This window comes from Cyanobium sp. NIES-981 (assembly GCF_900088535.1).
Lineage (GTDB): Bacteria > Cyanobacteriota > Cyanobacteriia > PCC-6307 > Cyanobiaceae > NIES-981.
Genome location: NZ_LT578417.1, coordinates 1,979,649 through 2,002,324, shown reverse-complemented (window position 1 = coordinate 2,002,324; position 22,676 = coordinate 1,979,649). Strand labels below are relative to the sequence as shown.

Below are 22,676 nucleotides of genomic sequence, written 5' to 3'. Positions count from 1 at the left end.
GCGGCCTAGAAGGGCAGGGGCATGAAGGCCTTGGCCGCCAGCGGCAGCAGGAACTGCAGCGCCCCCAGGGCGCCACCCACCACCGCTGAGCCGATGCCGCTGCCCCCGCCCTGGGGGTCGTTGGGGGCCGCACTCACCTGCTGGGCCGCCTGGCGCAGCTGGGCGGCCTGGGCCTCTTCGCCGCCGGCGGCATAGAGGCTTGCGGCGTAGTCGAAGTCGCTGGCGGCCTGCTGGGTCTGGCCCAGCTCGCTCCTGGTGAGGCCCCGGGCCACCCAGCTCACCGCGGCGGTGGGCTGGCGGCGGATGGCCGAACTGAAGTAGGCCTCCGCCTCGGGATAGCGCCCCTGCTGGGCGGCCAGCACCCCGGCGTTGTGCAGTTCCCCGAAGCTGAGCTGGCCATGGTCGACACCCCGCGCCCCCTGCCAGTGGGCCCGGGACAGGGCACCGGGATCGAGCAGGGCTCCGGCCAGATCGGCCTGGCGCAGGTCGGTGCCCTCCAGCCTGGCGCCGCGCAGATCGGCGCCGCGCAGGGAGGCGCCCTGCAGGGTGGTGAAGCTGAGGTCGGCGCCGCTCAGCCGGGCGCCATCCAGCCGCGCCTGCCCCAGGTTGGCCCGCTGCAGGCGGGCCTGGCGCAGGTCCACATCTTCCAGCTTCGCGTGCACCAGATCGGCGCCGGCGAGATCGCAGCGGGGGCACTGCCGCTGCTCCATCAGCCGCAGCAGATCGTCGTAGGAGGTGGCAGCGGCGGGCAGGCCGGCGGCGCTGGTGCCCAGAACGGCAACGCCGGCGGCGGCAAGGACCACACGGGGATTCCACAACCGGGGGTGCGTCATGGCGTGGACCTTCCTGGCTGCCTTATAGCGCCCCTGGAGGAGCGCTTCAGCTGCCGCAGGGCCAGCTTCCACAGCTGCCGGGCCCGCCCGGCTCCCCTCCCCCCGGCCGGCAGGGCCGCGAAGCGCAGCAGGCTGTGCTGGGCGGCCAGGTTTCGCAGCGGCTCGGCCAGTCCGGGCCGCTGGACGGCGGCCCGCGTGCAGAGGTCGCTCAGGCTCTCGCCCGGCAATGGCGTGATCCCGTGGCGCCGCAGCACCCGCAGCACCGTCTCCAGGTCGTGGCCCAGCCAGTCCTGGCCTGCCGTCGCCCCGGCACTGCGCCGCAGCAGCGCCAGGCCCAGCGCCAGGGCCGCGGCCAGCGCGACGAGCACCACCGCACCGAGCCAGCCGCGCTGGTCGGCGAACAGCCGTTGCAGCAGGGCCTCCTGGCCCGCCTGGTCGAAGCCCAGCCACCAGCGCCTCCAGGCCACGTCCATGCCCCACCACTGGCGCTGCAGCCATTGCGCCAGGTTCTGCCGGGCCCGGGCTTCCGCCGCCGTGGCCTCGGAGCCGGGGCTCCCCACCGCCCAGCTGCTCGGGTCCACCCGTTGCCAGCCTGCACCCGGCAGCCACACCTCGCTCCAGGCATGGGCATCGCTCTGGCGCACCTCCAGAAACGGGGTGCCCCCCAGCGGCACCACCCATTCGCCCCCCAGGTAGCCCGTCACCACCCGGGCCGGCACCCCGGCGGCGCGCATCAGGGCCGAGAAGGCGCTGGCGTAGTGCCCGCAGAACCCCGTGCGGGTTTCGAAGAGAAACGCGTCCAGCCCATCCCGCTCGGGCAGCTGGCCCGGCCGGGTGTCGTAGCGGAAGCCGCCGGCCAGGAACCAGGCCCGGGCCGCCTCCAGCCGCTGACGTGGCTCCGGCAGCGCGGCCCAGCCCCGGGCCAGGGCCCGCAGACGGGGGTGTCCCGCCGCGGGCAGCAGCAGATCATCGAGGCTGGGCGGCTGGCTGGGCCAGGCGGGCTCGCCCCGCCCAGGGCCGAGCTGGTAGGCCCGGGTCTGGCCCGCGGGCCGGTTCTCCAGCAGCTCGCCGCGGGCATCGCTGCGCAGCTGCCCACTCAGGGGGAAGCTGCGGCCATCCCAGGGAACGGCCTGGAAGCGGCTGGGCTCCACCAGCCACAGCTGCCCAGCCCGCGCGGCCCGCGGCCCGGCGGGCAGCTCGCCGAAGCTCTGCTCTTCGTGGTTCCAGCGGCGGCCGTCAAAGTTGGGATGCACCAGCACCCGCCAGTAGCGCTCCCCGACGGATGGCGGCCGGTCGTCCGTGAATGCCACCCGGGCCGCCGCGGCGTCGTCGGAGGCCAGTTCGGCGATGCTGCCCGGATCCAGGCTGCCGCTCAGCCCCGTGCTGGCGCGCGGGCCCTGCCGCCCGTCCGCCTGGCCGAAGGGCCCCAGGCGCGGCACCAGCAGGAACAGCACCAGGGCGAAGGGCAGGCTGGCCGCCAGCACCCTCAGGCTGCGGCCCAGCAGCTGGCCCCAGGGCAGCTCCAGGTCCGCCTCCAGGCTGAGCAGGCCGGCCAGGGCCAGCACCGTGGTTACCAACTGCTGCAGGCTGGGCAGCAGGCCGGGCTGCTGGGCGGCCAGCAGGCCGCAGGCGATCAGCTGCACCAGGGCCACCAGGCGCCGGCTGGGCCGGCTGCGCGCCTCCAGGAGCTTGAGGGCCCCCGCCAGCACCAGGGCGAGGGTGAACCAGCTCAGCAACCAGCCGGGATCCAGCCCGATGCAGCCCAGGGCCAGGCTGGCCTGGGCCCACCACTGCAGCCGGCGGGGGGCAGGCGGTTCATGGAGCCAGGGCCAGGGCCTCAAGACAGCGGTCGCGCTGCTGGCGGCCCTGCCCAGGGGGGATCCGCACGTGGGGCAGCACCAGGCCGTAGGTCTCGCCCCGCTGGCTGCCCTGCCAGACGCGGTGGCTCAGGTGCTGGAGCGCCCGCTCCTTGTCCACCTCCGGCGCCGGCCTGAGCAGGTGGGGATCACCGCCGGGATCGCGGAACACCTTGCTCAGGCGGCCGCGGCCCTGGGCCAGGGCCTTCCAGGCCAGCCGCGCCTGGCCGTCCTCGGGCCGGTGGGGGCGCAGGTCGTGCCAGGCGGCGCTGCCCTCGGCCCCGCTGTCCGCCGCAGCGGCCCGGGGATCCTCCCCGGGGCTGCCGGCGGCCCACGCCACCGGCCCCGCCAGCCGCGTGGGATAGATGAGCTGCGGCACCGGCGGATCCCAGAGGGTCCAGCACACGAACAACCCCAGCGGGGCCGTGCTGCTGAGCAGCAGCCGGCCCGGGGTGTGGCTCCCCCGCTGCCGGGGCGTCCAGAGCAGCTCCAGGCGGGCGCTGCCTGCCGGGATCCGCCGGGGCTCGGCCCCAGGCTCCCCGCAGGACTCCCCGCGGGCGCCGTTCAGCCGCTGCAGCGTGATCCCTTCCCGCGGGAGTGTGCTGAGGGCGTGGATGGGGTAGCGCAGCCGCTGGCCGGCGAAGCCCGGTGCCGGCCTGCCGCAACGCAGTTCCAGGCCCTGCAGGTTGAAGTGGGTGAGCAGCAGCGCCAGCAGCAGCAGCGCCAGCATCACGTGGCTGAGCAGCAGGGGGCCGTTGCGCAGGGTCTGGATCCCCACCGCGTACAGCAGAGCCGTGCCGGTCAGCCACAGCCAGCCGAAACGGGTGGGGAGGATGTAGAGGTTCCCCAGCCCCAGCTGCAGCTGCTCGCCCCGCTGGGCCCTACCGAAGCGCATTCACCTGCTCCAGCAGCCGCTCGCTCAGGCCTCCGGCACTGCTCGGTTCGAGGCGGTGTTCCGCCACGGAGGGAAACACGGCCTGCACGTCGGCGGGGGTCACGAAGGCGCGGCCCTCCAGCAGCGACCAGGCCCGTGCCGCCGCCACCAGGCCCTGGGAGGCCCGGGGGGAGAGGGGGGCACCGGGTTGATCCCCCCGGCGGCTGAGGGCCACCAGGTCGAGCACGTAGTCGAACAGGGCGGGGGAACAGTGCTGCCGGCTGCAGCGCTGCTGCAGCGCAGGCAGGTGGAGCCCGGGCAGGTTCATCGGCCCCTGGGCGCCGAGAAAGGTGTCGAGCCCCAGGGCCTCGCCGGCCAGCAGGGCCCGCTCGGCGGCCCGCTCGGGGAAGCCGAGGGAGAGGCGCATCAGGAAGCGGTCGAGCTGGGACTCGGGCAGGGGTGCGGTGCCGATCTGGTCCAGGCCGTTCTGGGTGGCGATCACCACGAAGGGGCGCGGCAGGTCGTGGCTGGTGCCGTCGATGCTCACCCGCCCCGCGGCCATGGCCTCCAGCAGGGCGCTCTGGGTGCGGGGGCTGGCCCGGTTGATCTCGTCGGCCAGCAGGACCTGGGTGAAGAGAGGCCCGCCCTGGAAGCGGAAGGTGCCGGAGCCAGGATCGAGCACATTGATGCCGGTGAGGTCGGCGGGCAGAAGGTCGCTGGTGAAGCTCACCCGCTTGAACCCCAGACCGAAGCCCCGCGCCAGGGCCTCCGCCAGCGTGGTCTTGCCGGTGCCCGGCAGATCCTCCAGCAACAGGTGGCCGCGGGCCAGCAGGCCCGCCACCGCGAGGCGGATCTGGTGCTCCTTGCCGAGCAGCACCCTGCCGATCGCGGCGATCAGGCCGGCCAGGGCCCCATCAGCCTCCAGCTGCCCCGCCGGGCTCGTCATCGGTGCGTCTCCGGTCCTCTGGATTCTGGCGGTGTCGGTGCTGATCCCACACCTAGGGTTCGCCCATGCGGAGGGTGGAATCGGGCGAGCGTCACGGGGGCAATCTCGCCGCGGCGGCCGAGCGTCTGGGCTGCCCACCGCAGCGCCTGCTCGATGCGAGTGCTTCGCTGGTGCCGTTCGGGCCGCCCTGGGCCCTGCGGCGTGCGCTGCTGGAGGCGGTGTTCTCCCCGGCGTTGCGGGCCTATCCGGATCGGGGCTGGGCCCGCCTGCGGCGCGTGCTGGCCCGGCGCCACGGCCTCGAGCACAGCCAGGTGCTGCCGGGCAACGGGGCCGCCGAGCTGTTCACCTGGGCGGCGCGGGATGCGGCGGCGGCGGGGGTGAGCCTGCTGCCGGCGCCCGGCTTCGCCGACTACGCCCGGGCTCTGGCCTGCTGGCAGGCCGCCCATGTGCTCGGCCCGCTGCCCCTGCAGTGGGGCCCGGCCTTCCCCCAGCCCTTCCCGGCGACGCTGCCCGCCGAGGTGCTCTGGCTCTGCAACCCCCACAACCCCACGGGGCAGCTCTGGAGCCGGGCTTCGCTGGAGCCGCTGCTGGAGCGCTTCGCCCTGGTGGTGTGCGATGAGGCCTTCCTGCCGCTGGTGCCCGGTGGCGAGGCCCAGTCGCTGGTGCCGCTGCTGGCCCGCCACCCCAACCTGGTGGTGATCCGCAGCCTCACCAAGCTGCTGGCCTGTGCGGGGCTGCGCCTCGGCTATGCCCTGGGGGACGCCGAGCGGTTGCGGCGCTGGGCGGCCTGGCGCGATCCCTGGCCGGTGAACGGGCTCGCCCTGGCGGCGGCCGAGCGGCTGCTGGCCGACGAGGCCGGCTTCGGGCGCTGGATCGGGCGGGTGCAGGCCTGGGTGGCCCGGGAAGAGCCCTGGCTGCGGCGGCGGCTCGCACAGTGGCCCCAGCTCACCCCCATGCCTTCGGCGGCCAACTTCCTGCTGGTGCGCAGCGAGGCCAGCCTGGTGCCGCTGCGGCAAGCGCTGGAGCGGCGTCACGGCATCCTGGTGCGCGACTGCCGCTCGTTCGTGGGCCTGGGGGAGTGCTGGTTGCGGATCGGGCTGCAGCACCGCCGCGGCCATCGCCGGCTGCTGGCGGCCCTCGCCCGGGAGCTGCCCCCCCATGGCTGAGCGGCTGCCGGCCTGGCTCGAGACCCTGGCCTCTTCCCCGGCGCCAGCGCCGCAGGCCCGGGTTCTGGCTGGCGGGCGCAACAACCAGGGTGTGGTGCTGCACCGCCTGCTGGCCGGCGGGGAGGGCACACCCCGGCTCGTGATCGAGAAGCGCAGCCGCCATCGGGCGGAGGCGCGGCTGTACCGCCGGCTGCTGCGCTGGCAGCAGCGGCATCCGGAAGCCGGCCTGCTGCCGCGGGTGTACGGGGTGCTGCCCGACGGAGCGCAGGGCTGGCGGCTGTTTCAGGCCTACGTGCCCGAGGCCATGCCGGCCCCGGAGGATCCATGCCAGGCCGGCCGGCTGCTGGCGGATCTGGCCTTCCGTTTCCACGGCACCATGGCCGCGGTGATCCCCGGGCCGCCGCCGCCGCTGCCCGCCCTGCTGCAGCGTCAGCGGCGCCGCCTCGATGCTGCCGGCGATGCCGAGGGCCTGGACCCCCCGGCGGTCACCGACCTGGTGGAGCGGCTGGCGCTCCGCCTTGCTGCGCAGCGTCCGGTGCTCGCCCACAACGACCTGCACTGGAGCAACATCAGGCTCCCGGCCGGTGGCGTCCCGGCCGGCCAGCAGCTGATCGACCTGGGCCGGGCCGGCTGGAACCTGGCCGGCGCCGAGTTCCACGGGGCGCTGCGCCAGTCGCTGCTGGGCGGCGGCGGCCCGCCCGTATGGCAGCACGCCATCGATCACTACGCCACCCTGAGCGGCGACGACCCGCTCAGCCTGCGGCTGGGCTGTCTCTGGTTCGCCCTGGTGCACTCCGCCGGTCTCTGGCGGCAGGTGAGGCTGCAGGAACCGGCGCTGCCACGGCGGCGGGAGGGGCGGCTGCTGCGCCGCCTGCTCAGCCGGCTCCGCGCCGCGCTGGATGTTGCCCCATCGCCTCCTCCGCCAGCCGGATGAGCAGGGCCGCCAGCTGGCGATCCGCATCGGGCACCGCCAGCCGGGCCATGCCCGCGCCCATGGCCACCAGGGGATCCGCCTCGGGGGGGGCCTGGCGCAGGCGGGGCCCGAGCAGCCGCCACACGCAGCGGGCCAGCGTGGGCGCGGTGGGGGGGTGCTGCTCCACGATCACGGCGGCCCCGAGGCTGGCGGCCGCCTGGGCATTGGCGTCCTGGTGCCGGTCGGCCGCCGCGGGGTAGGGAACGAGGATGGCCGGGGTGCCGCAGGCGGCCAGCTCACTCAGGGCTCCCGCCCCGGAGCGGCTGATCGCCAGGGCTGCCGCCTGCAGCAGGGCCGGCATCTCGTCGCTGAAGGGGCGCTCCACCACACCGGCGGGCAGCACGCCACCGGCTTCAGGGTCGTTGTGGCCCGTGAGGTGCACCACCCGGATCCCCGCGGCGCCCAGCTCGCCCAGCAGGGGCCGCACCATGCGGTTGAGACCCAGGGCCCCCTGGCTTCCCCCCATCACCAGCAGCAGGGGGCCGTCCCCTGGCGGCAGCCAGTCGGGAGGAGCGGCGGTGGTGAGGAACTCCGGACGCACCGGTGTGCCGGTCACCAGGGTGGAGTGCCGCGGCAGCCGCTTGAGGGCCTGGGGCAGCCCCACCGCCAGCCGGGTGCAGAAGCGACCCAGCAGGCGGGTGACCCGGCCGGGGATGGCGTTGCTGTCGTGCAGCACCACGGGCACCCCACACCAGCGGGCCGCCAGGATCGCCGGGGCGGCGATGTAGCCGCCGCTGCTGAACACCACATCGATCCGCTCGCGCCGGATCAGCCGCCGCACGCTGCCGATGGCCAGCACCAGGTGCAGCAGGTTGAGCAACCTGCGCAGGCCCCTGCCCTGCAATCCCCCCGCCCGCACCGTGTGGAGGGGATAGCGGCGCGGCACCAGCTCCCGCTCCAGCCGGTCCGGCACGCCGAGCCAGCACACGTCCCAGCTGGAGGGCAGGGCCTCGGCCACGGCCAGCGCCGGGAACAGGTGCCCACCTGTGCCACTGGCGGCGATCAGGAGCCTGGGCATGGCCGATCCCGGAATCGGTGCCTAACTTAAAAGCCACTCCAGCTCCGGCATGCTCTTGTCCAGGCCCCGTTCCCGGCCGTTGACCCGGCCCAGTACCCGGCCGCGGCCCAGGCTCCAGCGCCCTGCCGCGGGCGCTGGGCGGCGCCTGCTGCTGGCGTCCCTGCTCTCCGCGGCAGCCCTGCTGCCGGCGCTGTCGATCAGCGGTGCCGGTGTCCTGGCGGTGCAGGCCGCCGAGCCCAGCCGCGGCCAGCTGCAGAGCCTGGAGGCGGCCCTGAACGGCAAGGGCGACCTGGCGTCGATCCTCAGCCAGGGCCCCGGTCTGGATCCGGCCCTGGTGATGCGGCGGCGCACCACCCTGCTGCGTCAGTTTCCTGACGCGCGCTGGCAGCTGTCCGCGGGCGAAACCCTGCGCGACGGCCGCAGCACCGTGAAGCTGCAGGTGACCGGCACACGTCAGGACGGGCCCACCACCTACCGGCTGAAGGCCGAACAGCAGCTCGCCCTCGAGAGTGATGGCCGCCGCATCACCGGTCAGACCGTGATCCGTGAGCAGTCGGTGCTGCGCAGCGGCGAAACCGAGCTGCCCGTGAGCCTGCTCATCCCCGATGCCGTGCTCACCGGCCAGCGCTACGACGTGGACGTGATCTTCGACAATCCGCTGGATGGGGCCATCGCCGCCGGCGGCATCGTGGCCCTCAGCGGCGATCAGGTGGCCGCCCTGGACAACCCGGAGCTGCAGCTGGGAGCCCTCGGCGGTGGCGGCCTGTTCAAGACCGTCCAGGCCCCCTTCAGCCCTGGCGAGCAGACCTGGGCGGTGCTGCTGGTGCATCCCGAGGGCATCGTGAGCGCCACCAAGCGGGTGCGCGTGGTGGCGGACAAGGGCCAGCTCAGGCTCTGAACCAGCGCGCCAGCGCCGACACGTCCTCATCGCCATGGCCCGCGGCGATGAGGCTGTCCTCCAGGGCCGCCACCTGGCTGGTGATCGGCAGGGTCAGCTGCACGGCCCCGGCGGTCTGCAGCGCGATGGCCAGATCCTTGCGGTGCAGCGCCAGCCGGAAGCCGAGCGGGTAGCGGTTCTCCAGCATCTGCTGGGCGCGGTGCTCCAGCGCCCAGGATCCGGCCGCACCCGCCTTGAGGGCCTCCACCACCTGCTCCATCGGCAGGCCCAGCCGGCTGCCCAGGGCCATCGCCTCCGCCACGGCGGCGTAACTGCCGGCCACCAGCACCTGGTTCACGGCCTTGGCTTCCTGGCCCGCCCCCACGGGCCCCAGGTGGGTGATCCGGCTGCCCACCACCTCCAGGTGACGGCGCGCCCTGGCCACGGCGGCGGCCTCTCCCCCCACCAGCACCGAGAGGGTGCCGCGGCGGGCGCCTTCCGTGCCGCCGGTCACCGGGGCATCGATGTAGTCGAGCCCCCGGGCGTGCAGGGTTGCGGCGAGGTGCCGGCTGGTGGCCGGGGCGATCGTGGAGAAGTCCACCACCAGACCGCCCCTGGGCATGGCGTCGATCACGCCGGCCTCCACCACCGCGCGTACGGCGCGGTCGTCGCTGAGGCAGAGGCAGACCACCTCGGCCCCGGCCACGGCGGCCGCCGGGTCGGAGGTCGCCTCCAGGGGCTCGGACCCGCCGCCGGGATCGCTTCCGGCCAGGGCCGCCACGGCGGCGTCCCGGCCCGGGGAGCGGTTGTAGAGGCTGAGGGGAAAGCCGGCCTGCAGCAGGTTGGCCGCCATCGGGGCCCCCAGAGCCCCGAGGCCGAGAAAGGCCGTGCGGGGCAGGGGGCCGCTGGGGGGATCAGCGCCCCTGGGGGGCCTGGATTCAGGCCTCATCCAGCGCGGCCACGCCGGGCAGCACCTTGCCCTCGAGCAGCTCGAGGCTGGCGCCGCCGCCGGTGGAGATGTGGCTCATCTTGTCGGCCACGCCCACCTTCTCCACAGCGGCCACGGAGTCACCGCCGCCGATGATCGTGCAGCAGCCCTTGGCGCTCAGGTCGGCAAGGGTGTGGGCGATGCCGTTGGTGCCGGCGGCGAACTTGTCGAACTCGAACACGCCCATGGGGCCGTTCCAGATCACGGTCTTGCAGTCGGCCAGGGCCGCCTGGAAGGCCTTGACCGAATCGGGGCCGATGTCGAGGCCCATCCAGCCGTCGGGGATCACATTCACCGACGTGGTCAGGGTCTTGGCGTCGGGGGCGAAGTTGTCGGCCAGCACCACATCGGTGGGCAGCAGCAGTTCCACGCCCTTGGCCTTGGCCTTGGCCTCCAGTTCCCGGGCCAGGTCGAGCTTGTCTTCCTCCACCAGGCTCTTGCCCACGGCCAGGCCCCGGGCCTTGTAGAAGGTGAAGATCATGCCCCCGCCGATCAGCACCTTGTCGCACTTGTCGATCAGGGCTTCGAGCACACCGATCTTGGAACTCACCTTGGAGCCGCCCACGATCGCCGCCAGGGGCCGCTTGGGTTCGTCCACGGCGCCCTGCAGATACTGCAGTTCCTTCTCCATCAGGTAGCCGGCCACGCTGGGGCTGAGGGCCTTGGTCACGCCCTCGGTGGAGGCGTGGGCGCGGTGGGCGGCGCCGAAGGCGTCGTTCACATACACGTCGGCCAGGGCGGCGAGCTTGGCGGCGAAGGCGGGGTCGTTCTTCTCCTCCTCGGCGAAGAAGCGCACGTTCTCGAGCAGCACCACATCGCCGTCGGCCATCGCGCCCACCTTGGCCTCGGCGTCGGGGCCGATGCAGCTCTCGGTCTTCACCACGCTCTTGCCGAGCAGCTCACCCAGGCGCGCGGCCACCGGGGTGAGGCGCATGCCCTCGTTCACCTGGCCCTTCGGCCGGCCGAAGTGGGCCGCCAGGATCACGCGGGCCCCCTTGCCCACCAGATCGTTGATGGTGGGCAGGGCGGCACGGATGCGGGTGTCGTCGGTGATGGCGCCGGCCTCATCGAGCGGTACGTTGAAGTCGACCCGCACCAGCACGCGCTTGCCGCGCAGTTCGTCGGCGGAAAGGCTGGCCAGGGATCGCTTCGCCATGGAGTGCGCTCGTGGTGGTGGATAAACGGGCGGGAGCTTAGCTCCCCGCGTTCTCTACCACCTCCCGGGCCCGCCCCCGGAGCGGATCTCTGCCATGGGCCCGCCCCCGGGAGTTCTGGCCAGTGGCATCACCGCGATTCAGACTGCCCTTACAGGGGACCCCGACCCATGTTCGACACCGTTCTCTTCCCGATCGATCGCAGCCGCCAGGCCCTCGACACCGCTGCCGTGGCGCTGCGGCTGGTGCAGCAGCACGGCAGCCGGCTGGTGCTGCTCTCGGTGGTGGAAGCGGAGGACGACCCGGCTGCCGTGGCCCAGCTGCTGGAGGAGGCCAGGGGCAGCTTCGAGCAGGCCGGGGTGAGCTGCCAGGTGATCGAGCGGGAGGGCAAGCCCGCCTTCGTGATCGGCGATGTGGCCGACGAGATCAACGCCGATGTGATCGTGATGGGCACCCGTGGCATCGCCCTCGAGAGCGATCAGCAGAGCACCGCGGCCCGGGTGATTCAGCTGGCGCCGTGCCCGGTGCTGGTGGTGCCCTGATGCCGCCATCCACCACCGGTGCCGCCTCCGCCCAGACGATCCAGCTCAGCGTCAACGCCCCAGCCATTCAGTGGTATCCGGGCCACATCGCCAAGGCGGAGAAGGCGCTCAGTGCCGCCCTCGCCAAGGTGGATCTGGTGATCGAGGTGCGCGATGCCCGCATCCCCCTGGCCACGGGCCATCCCCGCCTGCAGCGCTGGATCGGCAGCAAGCCCCACCTGCTGGCCCTCAACCGGGTGGACATGATCCCCCGGGAGGCGCGGGAGGCCTGGAGCACCTGGTTCAAGCAGCAGGGCCAGGTGGTGTGGTGGTGCGACGCCAAGGCCGGCACCGGGGTGAAGCAGCTGCAGCAGGCGGCGATCCGGGCGGGCGCCGCCCTCAACCAGCGCCGCACCGGCCGCGGCATGCGGCCCCGGCCGGTGCGGGCGCTGATGCTGGGCTTTCCCAACGTGGGCAAGTCGGCCCTGATCAACCGGCTGGTGCGCCAGAAGGTGGTGGACAGCGCCCGTCGGGCCGGCGTGACCCGCAGCCTGCGCTGGGTGCGGCTGGGGCAGGACCTCGACCTGCTCGATGCTCCCGGGGTGCTGCCGCCCCGGCTCGACGACCAGCAGGCCGCCCTGCGGCTGGCCCTCTGCGATGACATCGGCCAGGCCGCCTACGACAACGAAGCCGCCGCCGTGGCGTTCCTGCAGCTGCTGCTGCTGTTGCAGGCCGTTCCGGCTGCTGGGGTGCCGGGCGATCTGCTCGAGCGCCGCTACGGGCTGGCGCTGGGGCGGCTTGCGGACGGCGCACCGGACGGGGAGGGTTGGCTGCAGGCCGCCTCGGAGCGCCACACCAGCGGCGACACCCTGCGGATGGCCACCAAGCTGCTGGATGATTTCCGCTGTTCACGGCTCGGGGTGCTGGCGCTGGAGCTGCCCCAGCTGCCTGCCTCGCCACTGCCTGCCACGCCACCACGGCCTGCCACGCCACCACGGCCTGCCACGCCACGGCCTGTGCCCGGGGTCGGGTGATGGCGGGATTCGGCGAGGGCGAGGGCGAGTTGCTGCGGCTCACCTACCCGAAGCCGCTGCCGATGCGGCTGGACCGCTGGCTGGTGGCCCAGCGGCCGGAGCAGAGCCGGGCCCGGATCCAGAAGTTCATCGATGCCGGCTACGTGCGGGTGAATGGCGTCACCGGCCGAGCCAAGACGCCCCTGCGCCAGGGCGATCAGGTGGAGCTGTGGATGCCGCCGCCGGAACCCCTGCCCTATCTGGTGCCCCAGGCGATGCCCCTCGATGTGCTCTTCGAGGACGCCCACCTGATCGTGCTCAACAAGCCGGCGGGGCTCACCGTGCATCCGGCGCCCGGCAACAAGGACGGCACGCTGGTCAATGGTCTGTTGCACCACTGTCCCGATCTGCCGGGCATCGGCGGTGAGCTGCGCCCCGGCATCGTGCATCGCCTCGACAAGGACACCACCGGCTGCATCGTGGTGGCCAAGAGCCAGGAGGCGCTGGTGAAGCTGCAGGTGCAGATCCAGAAGCGCATCGCTTCCCGCGACTATCTCGGGGTGGTGCACGGCCAGCCCGGTGCCGATCACGGCACGGTGATCGGCGCGATCGGCCGGCATCCGGCCGATCGCAAGAAGTACGCCGTGGTGAGTGATGCCAGCGGCCGCCATGCCTGCACCCACTGGCAGGTGCAGGAGCGCCTCGGCGACTTCGCCCTGCTGCGCTACAAACTCGACACGGGCCGCACCCACCAGATCCGGGTGCACAGCGCCCACATGGGCCATCCGATCGTGGGGGATCCGGTGTACTCCCGGTGCCGGCGTCTGCCCCTGGCCCTGCCTGGCCAAGCCCTGCATGCGATGCGGCTCGGGCTGGATCATCCGATCACGGGCGAGCGCCTGGTGCTGGAGGCGCCCCTGCCGGCGGTGTTGGAAGCCCTTCTGCAGCGGCTGCGCACCAGGGTGGCGAAGGTCGGCGCCTAGAGGTGCCCCACCACCATGTCATCGAAGTGGGCGCTGAAGGCGCCCGCCGCCGGTTCGTTGCGCTTGTAGATGCCGAACTTGAAGCGGTAGTAGGGCGTGGGGCCGCGGTTGGGAATGGGCTGAACAGGGGCGGTGCCTGCCTTGCCGGACCAGCTGGCCAGCTGCCGGCCGTCGGCGACCACCGTCATGCGGCTATCCCCGCCTGGCCTGAAGGTGAAGCGCATCGCGAAGCTGTGCCACTGGCCTGGAGTGAGCTCGAAGTTCGCCAGCCTGTTGAGTCTTCGGCCATTGCCACTCACATTCTTTGTGATGAAATCAACCTTGTGGGATTCGTTCCGGCGCATGCGGATGCCGGCAAAGGGATTCTTTCCTCCCAGTTGCCACAACTGCATCAGGTAGAAGGAATTGTTGGAGATGGCGCTGCCCTCCGGGATGCGGAGCCTGAAATTGGCCTGCAGCACCTTTCCGGCTTTGTAGTAGCCCTTCTGGGTGAGTTCGGCCCGGTCCTTGGCCCCGGGCCCGCTGCCGGCCACCGAGAAGCTCAGAAACCGGTTGCCGGGCTCCTCACCGATGCGCAGTGGAATGAAGGCCCCCTGGTATTTGCCGAGCAGATCGCCGGAACCCTCCTCCACGTAGTTGCCACCACTGCCGAGCCGGGCGCTGGGCCCACCGCCCACCCTTGTGAAGGTGGGGTTGTAATCGAGAATGCTCCCCTCGCCCGTGACCCGGATGGTGGCCGCCTTGGGCACGCGGATGCGACGGGTGGCCCGCCATGTGCCGATTCTGCGCTTGCTCTGTCTGAGCCCCATGGTCCCGCTCTGAGGTTGGATCGGCCGCTGAATGCCCGGGCCTGCTCCTGAGGAGAAGGCCCGAAGCGCTTTTGTATCAGGGCCAGGCCATGGGGCAACCCGGGGATGGTCACTTCCACCGCCGTGGCCTTTCCCGCTGGGCCTCTGCCTCTGGGCCCCCCAGCTGCACGGTTGCTGCGAGGCCCCGGCGGGCCGGATTCGGGCTGGTTGGACTCACTCCGGCAGTCGGGGACACGCCTCCACCAGGGCGCGGGTGATCGCTGCCTGGGGATGGCGCAGCAGTTCCCGGCCCGGGCCCTCCTCCACCACCTGGCCACCCTCCAGCACGAGCACCCGGTGGCAGAAGCCGCCGGCCACGGCCAGGTCGTGGGTCACGAACAGCATCCCCAGCCCCAGCCGCTCCTGCAGCCGGCGCAGCAGGGCCAGCACATCGGCCTGCACCTCCGCGTCCAGCATGCTCACGCTCTCATCGCAGAGCAGCAGCTGCGGCTCGAGGATCAGCGCCCGGGCGATCGCCACCCGCTGCTGCTGGCCGCCCGAGAGCTGCCGGGGCAGGCGTTGCTCAAACGCCTCCGGGGGCGTGAGCCCCACGGCGTCGAGCAGGGCGCGGGCCCGCTGGCGCGCCTCCGCCCGGCTGGCCAGGCCATGGATCCGCAGCGGATCGGCCACGGCGTCGCCCACGCGCATCTGGGGGTTCAGGCAGGCCAGCGGGTCCTGGAACACCATCTGGAGGCCCCGTCGCGCCTGGCGCAGGCTTGCTCCGCGCAGCTGCTGCAGGTCAACGCCGTTCAGCCGCACGGCACCGCCCCGCACGGGCGTCAGCCCCATCAGGGCCCGGCAGAGGGTGCTCTTGCCGCAGCCCGAGGCCCCCACGATCCCCACCGTCTCGCCGCGGTGCACCTGCAGGCTCACGCCGTCCACGGCCTTGAGGAAGCGTGGCCGCCAGGGGGGGGACGGCAGCGGGTGCCAGCAGCGCAGGGCGTCGATCTCGAGCAGGGGCTCCTGCTGCTGCGGCGGCGGCCCGCCGCTGGCTTCCCGCTCCCTGGCGCGGGCCACCAGCCGCTGGGCCAGCGGTGAGCGCGGCGTGAGCAGCAGCTGGCGGGCCGGTGCCTGCTCGATCAGCCGGCCCTGATCCAGCACGGCGATCTGATCGCACCAGCGGCCGGCCATGGCCAGGTCGTGGCTGATCAGCAGCAGGGCGCTGCCCACCTCCCGGCAGAGGTCACTGAGCTCGGCCATCACCTGGCCCGCCACCGCCACGTCCAGACTGGTGGTGGGTTCGTCGGCGATCACCAGCGGTGGCCGCAGTGCCATGGCCAGGGCGATGGCCAGCCGCTGCCGCATGCCGCCGCTGAACTCATGGGGGTAGCTGCCGAAGCGCTCCGCCGTGATCCCCACCCGCGCCAGCAGATCCAGGGCCCGCGCCCGCAGCTGGGGCCGACGCCAGCGCGGGCGGTGGGCCTGCAGGGTGTCGGTGAGGTGGGCGCCCACCGTCAGCAGGGGATTGAGGCGGGTCATCGGGTCCTGGAACACCAGACCCACCGCCTCGCCGCGCAGGCGTCGCAGGGCCGGGCGGCTCAGGAGGCGGGGATCGGAGCCCCCCAGCAGCAGGCCCCCGGCGCAGACGCTCCCCGCCGGCAGCAGCTGCAGCGCCGCCCGGGCCACGGTGCTCTTGCCACAGCCCGAAGGGCCCACCAGCGCCAGCGTTTCCCCCGCCCTGAGCTCCAGGTTGAGCCCGTCGAGGGTGGGGCCCTCGGCCTGGGGGTAGCGGACCACCAGGTCCGTGAGGCGCAGCACGGGATCAGTCATGACGGCCAGCTTGGGTCCGCAGGCGCCGACAACGGCCCCTTGGTTGCCGTGCCTGCATACGATTGGGTGACTCCGCAGGGATGCATGCTCCGCGCGGTCTCCGATCCGAACCCATCGCTGCTGGACCCGGTGCTCCAGGGTGCCGCGGCAGGGAGGCCCGTGCCCAGCACCCCCGAGCAGCCGGCTGAGGCGGCCGCCGCGGTGGCCCCGGAGCCGCCGTCCCCCACCCGGCGGCCGATTCACAGCCCCGCCGACTACGGCGTGCCGCTGCCCGAATGGTTGCAGCGCTGCATCGAGCATGTTCCCCCCGGCGCTGGCGAGAGCTGCCCCACCGACGCCGAGGCCCTGCTGGCCTCGGCGTTTGACTTTGCCTACCAGCTGCACGAGGGCCAGTACCGCGCCAGCGGCGAGCCCTACATCGTGCATCCGGTGGCGGTGGCCGATCTGCTGCGCGACATCGGGGCCAGCGCCAGCGTGATCGCGGCCGGTTTCCTCCACGACGTGGTGGAGGACACCGAGGTGACCCCGGAGGAGCTGGAGCAGCACTTCGGCGCCGAGGTGCGGGCGCTGGTGGAGGGCGTGACCAAGCTCGGCGGCATCCACTTCACCAACAAGACCGAAGCCCAGGCGGAGAACCTGCGGCGGATGTTCCTGGCCATGGCCAGCGACATCCGGGTGGTGCTGGTGAAGCTGGCCGACCGGCTGCACAACATGCGCACCCTGGCGGCGCTCAAGCCCGAGAAGCAGCTGCGCATCGCCCGCGAGACCCGCGAGATCTACGCCCCCCTGGCCAACCGGCTCGGCATCGGCCGGCTGAAGTGGGAACTGGAGGATCTGGCCTTCAAGATCCTCGAGCCGGAGGCCTACCGCGACGTGCAGCAGCAGGTGGCCACCAAGCGCAGTGAGCGGGAGGAGCGGCTGGGGGTCACCGTGCAGCTGCTGCGGGAGCGCCTGGCGGCGGTGGGCCTGGGGGCCTGTGAGGTGAGCGGCCGGCCGAAGCACCTCTACGGCATCTGGAGCAAGATGCAGCGCCAGCAGAAGGCCTTCCACGAGATCTACGACGTGGCGGCCCTGCGCATCCTCTGCCCCAGCCTCGATGGCTGCTACCGCTCGCTGGCGGTGGTGCACGACACCTTCCGGCCGATTCCGGGCCGCTTCAAGGACTACATCGGCCTGCCCAAGCCCAACGGCTACCAGTCGCTGCACACGGCGGTGATCGGCCGGCACCGGCCGATCGAGGTGCAGATCCGCACGCCGGAGATGCACCAGGTGGCGGAATACGGCATCGCCGCCCACTGGAAATACAAGGAGGGGGGTTCGCCGGCGGCGGTGGGCAACGATGCCGAGCGCTTCAACTGGCTGCGCCAGCTGGTGGACTGGCAGAAGGACGGCGGCTCCCAGGACAGCAACGACTACCTCGCCTCGATCAAGGAGGACCTCTTCGATGAGGAGGTGTTCGTGTTCACCCCCAACGGCGATGTGGTGGGGCTGCGCAAGGGCTCCACGGCGGTGGATTTCGCCTACCGCATCCACTCGGAGGTGGGGAACCACTGCCAGGGCGTGCGCATCAACGACCGCCTCTGTCCCCTGGCCACGCCGCTGCAGAACGGCGACTTCGTGCAGATCATCACCGCCAAGACTGCCCATCCGAGCCTCGACTGGCTCAACTTCGTGGCCACCCCCACGGCCCGCAACCGGATCCGTTCCTGGTACAAGAAGAGCCACCGCGAGGCCAACATCCAGCGCGGCACCGAGATGCTGGAACGCGAGCTGGGCCGCGACGGCTTCGACGCCCTGCTCAACGGTGAGGCGATGGCCAAGGTGGCCCGCCGCTGCAACCTGGTCGGCACCGACGATCTGCTGGCCTCGCTGGGGTTCGGCGGGGTGACGCTGCACCAGGTGCTGAACCGCCTCCGCGAGGAACTGCGGCTGGCCAACAGCGCCGCCACCCCCGTGCTCAGCAACGAGGAGCTGGCCCGCAACGTGTCGGCCCAGGGGGAACAGGCCAGCGCCCCGCCGCTCCCCACCGGCCACGGCGCCGCCAGTGCCATCCTAGGCCTCGAGGGGCTGGATTACCGCCTTGGAGGCTGCTGCAGCCCCCTGCCGGGTGAGCCGATCCTGGCCGCGGTGGCCCTCGGCAACCACGGCATCACGATTCACCGGCAGGACTGCGCCAATGTGGAGCAGGTGCCGGCCGAACGCCGCCTGCCGGTGCGCTGGAATGGGGCCCCCAGCGCACCGGAGAAACGCCGCTACCCCGTGCAGCTGCGGATCGAGGTGCTCGATCGGGTGGGGGTGCTCAAGGACATCCTGATGCGCCTCTCCGACCACCGCATCAACGTGAGCGACGCCCGCGTGCGCACCACCCCCGGCAAACCGGCCCGGATCGACCTGCGGGTGGAACTCACCAGCGCCGCCCAGCTCACCAGCACCATCAACCAGATCCGCTCGATGGCGGATGTGCTCGACATCTGCCGCACCGGCATCGGCTGAGCCCCGGCAGTGGGCGGCGGTGTGCATCCGCGCACAGCGGCCTGGAGCGGGTGTCGGCCGCTACAGCTCGCCAGGGATGAGCTGACTACAACGCCACCACCCAGGGCTTCTCTCCCAAGGAACGGAGCCCCTTGCTGTAGATGCTCCATCGCGCCCCATGCCATGACCTCCGAACAGGCCGCCCAGCTGATCGACAACACCCTTGATCTGGTGCACCAGCGCCTGCAGGACCTGCAGGCCCAGTGCCTCAGCCAGGAGCACAGCGCCCTGGCCGCCGAGTTCCGGGAGTGGCGCCATCCCACCGGTGGCCATATCGACCTGATGGTGTTCCCCGGGCTCGCCAATTCCTGAGGCTCACTCCTGCTCGGGCTGGGCGCCATGGCCGTGCAGCAGCCAGCGCCAGTAGAGCCAGCCGAGGACCGGTCCGGTGGCCAGCCCCACCAGCAGGGATCCCAGCAGGATCCGGCTGGTGAAGGACCAGCCCAGCTGCCACACCGCCTCGCTGCGGAGGGTGTCGAGCCCCGGCCAGCCCATGCCAGGGCCCAGCAGCATCGAGCCCAGTTTGAAGTTGAACCAGTAGAGGGGCAGATAGGTGAAGGGGTTGCTGATCCAGGTGCCGGCCGCCGCCAGCAGGTGATTGCCCCGCACCACGCTGGCCAGGGCCACGCCGAGCAGGGTCTGGAGCCCGAAAAAGGGAAAACAGCCGCAGAACACCCCGGCCGCCAGGCCGCGGGCCCGCTGGCCGGGATTCCCTTCCTGATGCCAGAGCCACTGGATGGCCCGCCGGAGGGGCCGCACCACGGGAGCCTGCAGTCGAGACTGGAACGGATGCAGCGCCATGGGGTGGGTGAGAGGCGAGCGGGAGCTGGGGAAGGGCGAAGCGGGGCAGGCCTCCCGGGCCACGATCGCGTCGGACGCGGATGGGTCTGACACGATCGCCGCCGTGGCCACGGCGATTGCGCCGGGTCAGGGGAGTGTGGCGATCGTAAGAATTTCCGGGCCCCAGGCCGAGGCCATCGGCGCCCGCCTGTTCCGGGCCCCGGGCCAGCAGGTGTGGGAGAGCCACCGCGTGCTCTACGGCCACGTGGTGGACCCGGCCACCGGAGAGCCGGTGGATGAGGCCCTGCTGCTGCTGATGCGGGCCCCCCGCAGCTTCACCCGGGAAACCGTGGTGGAACTGCACGGCCACGGCGGCCTGGTGGCGGTGCAGCGGGTGCTGGAGCTGGTGCTGGCGGCGGGAGCCCGGCGGGCCCTGCCGGGGGAGTTCAGCCAGCGGGCCTTTCTCAACGGCCGGCTCGACCTCACCCGGGCCGAGGCGATCAGCGAGCTGGTGACGGCTCGCAGCCGCCGCGCCGCCCAGCTGGCCATGGCCGGACTGGATGGCGGTCTGCATCGCCGCATCGCCGCCCTGCGCGGCCAGCTGCTGGATCAGCTCGCCGAACTGGAGGCCCGGGTGGACTTCGAGGAGGATCTCCCCCCCCTGGATGGCGCTGGGGTGGTGGCGGCCCTCACGGCGGTGCGCCAGGAGCTGGAGCAGCTGGTGGCCGAGGCGCGTCAGGGGGCCTTGCTGCGCGAGGGGTTGCGGGTGGCGATCGTGGGCCGCCCCAACGTGGGCAAGAGCAGCCTGCTCAACCGGCTCAGCCGCCGCGAGCGGGCGATCGTGACCGACCTGCCCGGCACTACCCGCGATCTGCTCGAGAGCGAGCTGGTGCTCGAGGGGGTGCCGCTCACCCTGCTCGACACCGCCGGCATCCGCCCCACCGACGACGCGGTGGAGCAGCTCGGCATCGCCCGCAGCCGCGAGGCCCTGGCCGCGGCCGACGCCGTGGTGCTGGTGTTCGATCTGGTGGCCGGCTGGACCGCCGCCGACGCCGAACTGCGTGCCCTGGTGCCCGAGGGGGTGCCGCTGCTGCTGGTGGGCAACAAGGCGGACCTGGTGGAGAACCTGGACGCTGCTGACGTGGCTGCGGACGTGGCTGCGGGCCCTGATGGTCCCGCTGTCCCACGGCCCGATGTGGCGATCAGCGCCCTCACCGGCGCCGGCAGCGACGCCTTGGTGCAGGCGCTGCTGCGGCGTTGCGGCGCCGCCGACGTGCAGGGGGTGCAGGTGGCCCTCAATGCCCGCCAGCGCGACCTGGCCGCCCGGGCCGCCGCCGCCCTGGGCGGCAGCCTCGAGGCCGCCGCCCAGCAGTTGCCCTGGGACTTCTGGACCATCGACCTGCGCGCCGCGGTGCGCTGCCTCGGGGAGATCACCGGCGAGGAGGTGAGCGAGGCGGTGCTGGATCGGGTGTTCGCCCGCTTCTGCATCGGCAAGTGAGGGCGGATCGGCCCGTGAGGGTTGTGGCCGGGCACGGGCGGCCTGCTGCTGCGATCGTGCTCTGATCCCGGCCCCGCCCCGCCATGCCGTCGTTGTTTCCCCTGCAGCTGGAGCCGATGCTGCGTGCCTGGCTGGCGGAGGATCTGGGCCGCGGCGACCTCACCCTGCCGGCCCTGGCCGGAGCCCAGGGGCGCGCCCACTGGCTCACCCGCCAGGCCGGGGTGTTCTGCGGCGGCGGGCTGGTGGAGCCCCTGTTCCGCCTGCTGGATCCCGCCGTGCAGGTGCGGCTGCTGGTGGCCGATGGCGAGGCGGTGCAGCCGGACCAGCGGCTGCTGGACCTCGAGGGTCCGGCGGCGGCCCTGGTGGCGGGGGAGCGCACCGCCCTCAACCTTGCCATGCGCCTCAGCGGCATTGCCACGGCCACGGCGGCTCTGGTGGCGGAGCTGGAGGGCACGGGCGTGCGGCTGGCGGACACCCGCAAGACCACGCCCGGGCTGCGCACGCTGGAGAAGTACGCCGTGCGCTGCGGCGGTGGGCTGAACCACCGCCTCGGCCTCGACGACGCCGCCATGCTCAAGGAGAACCACCTGGCCTGGGCCGGCGGCGTGGCGGCGGCGGTGGCGGCGGTGCGTGCCGAGGCGCCCTGGCCGGCCAGGGTGATCGTGGAGGCCGAAACCGCCGCCGAGGCGGAGGCGGCCGTGCAGGCCGGCGCCGATGCGGTGCTGCTGGATGGCTTCGTGCCGGAGGCCCTGGCGGCGGTGGTGCCGGCCCTGCGGCAGCTGGCGTTCCAGCGCGGCCAGGCCGTGGTGCTGGAGGCCTCGGGGGTGCAGCCGCAGCAGCTGCGGGCCTATGCCGCCACGGGCATCGATCTGATCTCCAGCAGTGCCCCGGTCACCCGCAGTCCCTGGCTGGACCTGAGCATGCGCTTCGATCCGGGCTGGGTCTGAGCCCGCTGCGGGACGGCGCCAGCCGATGAAGAATCCCCTCCGCCGGCGCGGTTCGCAGTGGTGCGCAGCGGCCGGCGTTGCCAGAGTTCGCCCAGCATCCGCCGCCTGCCGTGTTGCCCTTGTCCCCCGGACCGTTGCGTGATCGCCTCCGCGGGGCCTGCGGGAGCCTGCTGGGCCTGGGCCTGCTGTTCACAGCTGCGGCCGGCAGTCCGGCCTGGGCCGCTGGCGTGGTGGAGCGGGTGGCCGGCACCGGGGAGCTGGTGCTGGTGGGGCCGGCCACCATCCCGCCGCTGCTCAGCCGTGAGGGAGAGGGTCCGCCGCAGGGCTATGCGGTGCTGGTGGCCGAGCGCATCGCCGCCGCCCTGGCCGAGGCGGTGGGCCGCCCCGTGAAGCTTCGCTTCGAGGAGGAGCCCGATCTCGCCACCACCGGCGGCCGGGTGGTGGCCGGCACGGCCGACCTGGCCTGCGGCTTCCCCTTCAGCTGGGAAGCGGACATGACGGCGGATTTCTCCCTGCCGATCGGCGTGTCGGGCCTGCGCCTGCTCACGCCGGCGGGACGTTTCGACGGCGATCCCGCAGGGCTGGCCGGCCACCGCCTCGCCGTGGTGCGGGGCTCCCTGGCGGCAAGCGAACTGCAGGGCTTTCAGCCCCGGGCCGTTCCCGTGCCCGTGAACACGCTCCGTGATGGCCTCGACGCGCTGCAGGCCGGTCGTGTGGAGGGGGTGATCGGCGACTCCAACCTTCTGGCCGCCCTGGCCAGCCGCCGCGGGCTCGGCGACCTTCGCCTGGTGCCGGAGGTGCCCTACGAGAGCTATGCGATCGCCTGCCTGCTGCCGGAGAACGATTCGGCCTTCCGCAACCTGGTGGATCTCGCGATCGCCCGGTTGCTGCAGGGCTACGTGGATGGCCGGCCGGAGGACGTGGCGGCGGTGGACCGCTGGATCGGTCCGGGCAGCGCGGCCGACCTCTCCCAGGAGCTGATCCGTGACCAGTTCCAGGCCCTGCTGATGGCCCGGGAGGCGATCCGTCCGCTGCCGCCTGCTGGCCGCAGGGCCCCTGCCGCCAGGCCAGCGATCTGAGTTCTCCGGCGCCGCCGTTC

Annotated in this window: 21 protein-coding genes; 11 read left to right on the top strand and 10 right to left on the bottom strand. The window is 72.8% G+C overall.

The window, feature by feature from the left end:
• Nucleotides 1–5: 5 nt before the first annotated feature.
• From CBM981_RS10205 to CBM981_RS10190, 4 genes are read right to left on the bottom strand one after another with little or no spacing between them, the layout of a single operon-like run.
• A complete protein-coding gene (locus CBM981_RS10205) occupies nucleotides 6–833 on the bottom strand; it encodes a pentapeptide repeat-containing protein (RefSeq protein ID WP_087068314.1) in 828 nt (275 codons plus the stop codon).
• Nucleotides 830–2,674 (bottom strand): transglutaminase domain-containing protein, encoded by a 1,845-nt coding sequence (locus CBM981_RS10200; protein ID WP_087068313.1) that lies wholly within the window; start codon nucleotides 2,672–2,674, stop codon nucleotides 830–832. The genes CBM981_RS10205 and CBM981_RS10200 overlap by 4 nt, the downstream gene beginning before the upstream one ends.
• Nucleotides 2,649–3,584 (bottom strand): hypothetical protein, encoded by a 936-nt coding sequence (locus CBM981_RS10195; RefSeq protein WP_087068312.1) that lies wholly within the window; start codon nucleotides 3,582–3,584, stop codon nucleotides 2,649–2,651. Before CBM981_RS10195 ends, CBM981_RS10200 begins: the two co-directional genes overlap by 26 nt.
• Nucleotides 3,571–4,509, bottom strand: coding sequence for a MoxR family ATPase (locus tag CBM981_RS10190; protein WP_087068311.1), 939 nt, complete (start codon nucleotides 4,507–4,509; stop codon nucleotides 3,571–3,573). Before CBM981_RS10190 ends, CBM981_RS10195 begins: the two co-directional genes overlap by 14 nt.
• A 65-nt stretch (nucleotides 4,510–4,574) precedes the next feature.
• On the opposite strand from CBM981_RS10190, the gene CBM981_RS10185 reads away from it, so the two are divergent.
• Both CBM981_RS10185 and CBM981_RS10180 read left to right on the top strand, forming a co-directional pair.
• On the top strand, nucleotides 4,575–5,675 hold the full coding sequence (locus CBM981_RS10185) for an aminotransferase class I/II-fold pyridoxal phosphate-dependent enzyme (RefSeq protein ID WP_087068310.1): 1,101 nt from the start codon (nucleotides 4,575–4,577) through the stop codon (nucleotides 5,673–5,675).
• Nucleotides 5,668–6,609 carry a phosphotransferase family protein gene (locus tag CBM981_RS10180; protein ID WP_087068309.1) on the top strand — a complete coding sequence of 314 codons (942 nt, stop codon included), beginning with the start codon at nucleotides 5,668–5,670 and terminating at the stop codon, nucleotides 6,607–6,609. The genes CBM981_RS10185 and CBM981_RS10180 overlap by 8 nt, the downstream gene beginning before the upstream one ends.
• Here CBM981_RS10180 and CBM981_RS10175 read toward each other — a convergent pair.
• On the bottom strand, nucleotides 6,551–7,666 hold the full coding sequence (locus tag CBM981_RS10175; protein ID WP_087068308.1) for a glycosyltransferase: 1,116 nt from the start codon (nucleotides 7,664–7,666) through the stop codon (nucleotides 6,551–6,553). The genes CBM981_RS10180 and CBM981_RS10175 overlap by 59 nt on opposite strands.
• Before the next feature lie 79 nt (nucleotides 7,667–7,745).
• On the opposite strand from CBM981_RS10175, the gene CBM981_RS10170 reads away from it, so the two are divergent.
• Entirely contained in the window at nucleotides 7,746–8,564 is an 819-nt protein-coding gene (locus tag CBM981_RS10170) for a hypothetical protein (RefSeq protein WP_225867344.1), read from the top strand.
• Here CBM981_RS10170 and CBM981_RS10165 read toward each other — a convergent pair.
• Both CBM981_RS10165 and pgk read right to left on the bottom strand, forming a co-directional pair.
• Nucleotides 8,554–9,492: an NAD(P)-dependent oxidoreductase gene (locus CBM981_RS10165; RefSeq protein WP_087068307.1), complete on the bottom strand. Its 939-nt coding sequence runs from the start codon at nucleotides 9,490–9,492 to the stop codon at nucleotides 8,554–8,556. The genes CBM981_RS10170 and CBM981_RS10165 overlap by 11 nt on opposite strands.
• Nucleotides 9,482–10,687, bottom strand: a complete 1,206-nt coding sequence (gene pgk, locus CBM981_RS10160; RefSeq protein ID WP_087068306.1) for a phosphoglycerate kinase — start codon at nucleotides 10,685–10,687, stop codon at nucleotides 9,482–9,484. The genes CBM981_RS10165 and pgk overlap by 11 nt, the downstream gene beginning before the upstream one ends.
• Nucleotides 10,688–10,855: 168 nt before the next feature.
• Between pgk and CBM981_RS10155 the strand changes: the two genes are divergently transcribed.
• The 3 genes from CBM981_RS10155 to CBM981_RS10145 are packed head-to-tail and all read left to right on the top strand — an operon-like array spanning nucleotide 10,856 to nucleotide 13,202.
• The gene (locus CBM981_RS10155; protein ID WP_087068305.1) at nucleotides 10,856–11,227 is read left to right on the top strand and encodes a universal stress protein; all 372 of its coding nucleotides are present in this window, start codon (nucleotides 10,856–10,858) and stop codon (nucleotides 11,225–11,227) included.
• Nucleotides 11,227–12,240, top strand: coding sequence for a ribosome biogenesis GTPase YlqF (gene ylqF, locus CBM981_RS10150; RefSeq protein WP_225867343.1), 1,014 nt, complete (start codon nucleotides 11,227–11,229; stop codon nucleotides 12,238–12,240). The genes CBM981_RS10155 and ylqF overlap by 1 nt, the downstream gene beginning before the upstream one ends.
• Entirely contained in the window at nucleotides 12,240–13,202 is a 963-nt protein-coding gene (locus tag CBM981_RS10145; RefSeq protein WP_087068304.1) for an RluA family pseudouridine synthase, read from the top strand. The genes ylqF and CBM981_RS10145 overlap by 1 nt, the downstream gene beginning before the upstream one ends.
• Here the strand turns inward: CBM981_RS10145 and CBM981_RS10140 are convergent.
• Entirely contained in the window at nucleotides 13,199–13,951 is a 753-nt protein-coding gene (locus CBM981_RS10140; protein ID WP_157665405.1) for a heparin lyase I family protein, read from the bottom strand. The genes CBM981_RS10145 and CBM981_RS10140 overlap by 4 nt on opposite strands.
• 273 nt (nucleotides 13,952–14,224) lie before the next feature.
• Entirely contained in the window at nucleotides 14,225–15,820 is a 1,596-nt protein-coding gene (locus CBM981_RS10135; RefSeq protein ID WP_087068302.1) for an ABC transporter ATP-binding protein, read from the bottom strand.
• Between the two features lie 84 nt (nucleotides 15,821–15,904).
• On the opposite strand from CBM981_RS10135, the gene CBM981_RS10130 reads away from it, so the two are divergent.
• Both CBM981_RS10130 and CBM981_RS10125 read left to right on the top strand, forming a co-directional pair.
• Entirely contained in the window at nucleotides 15,905–18,313 is a 2,409-nt protein-coding gene (locus tag CBM981_RS10130; RefSeq protein ID WP_157665404.1) for a bifunctional (p)ppGpp synthetase/guanosine-3',5'-bis(diphosphate) 3'-pyrophosphohydrolase, read from the top strand.
• A 162-nt stretch (nucleotides 18,314–18,475) separates the two neighbouring features.
• On the top strand, nucleotides 18,476–18,664 hold the full coding sequence (locus CBM981_RS10125; protein WP_087068301.1) for a hypothetical protein: 189 nt from the start codon (nucleotides 18,476–18,478) through the stop codon (nucleotides 18,662–18,664).
• Nucleotides 18,665–18,667: 3 nt separating this feature from the next.
• On the opposite strand, the gene CBM981_RS10120 is transcribed toward CBM981_RS10125, so the two are convergent.
• Nucleotides 18,668–19,153, bottom strand: a complete 486-nt coding sequence (locus tag CBM981_RS10120; protein ID WP_225867342.1) for a DUF2062 domain-containing protein — start codon at nucleotides 19,151–19,153, stop codon at nucleotides 18,668–18,670.
• On the opposite strand from CBM981_RS10120, the gene mnmE reads away from it, so the two are divergent.
• The 3 genes from mnmE (at nucleotide 19,152) to grrP (ending at nucleotide 22,656) form a co-directional block, all read left to right on the top strand.
• Complete coding sequence (gene mnmE / locus CBM981_RS10115; RefSeq protein WP_225867341.1) at nucleotides 19,152–20,630, top strand: tRNA uridine-5-carboxymethylaminomethyl(34) synthesis GTPase MnmE; 1,479 nt, start codon at nucleotides 19,152–19,154, stop codon at nucleotides 20,628–20,630. The genes CBM981_RS10120 and mnmE overlap by 2 nt on opposite strands.
• Before the next feature lie 83 nt (nucleotides 20,631–20,713).
• A complete protein-coding gene (nadC, locus tag CBM981_RS10110) occupies nucleotides 20,714–21,577 on the top strand; it encodes a carboxylating nicotinate-nucleotide diphosphorylase (RefSeq protein ID WP_087068300.1) in 864 nt (287 codons plus the stop codon).
• 134 nt (nucleotides 21,578–21,711) lie between these two features.
• Nucleotides 21,712–22,656 carry an extracellular substrate binding-like orphan protein GrrP gene (gene grrP, locus CBM981_RS10105; RefSeq protein WP_225867340.1) on the top strand — a complete coding sequence of 315 codons (945 nt, stop codon included), beginning with the start codon at nucleotides 21,712–21,714 and terminating at the stop codon, nucleotides 22,654–22,656.
• The last annotated feature ends 20 nt before the right edge of the window (nucleotides 22,657–22,676 follow it).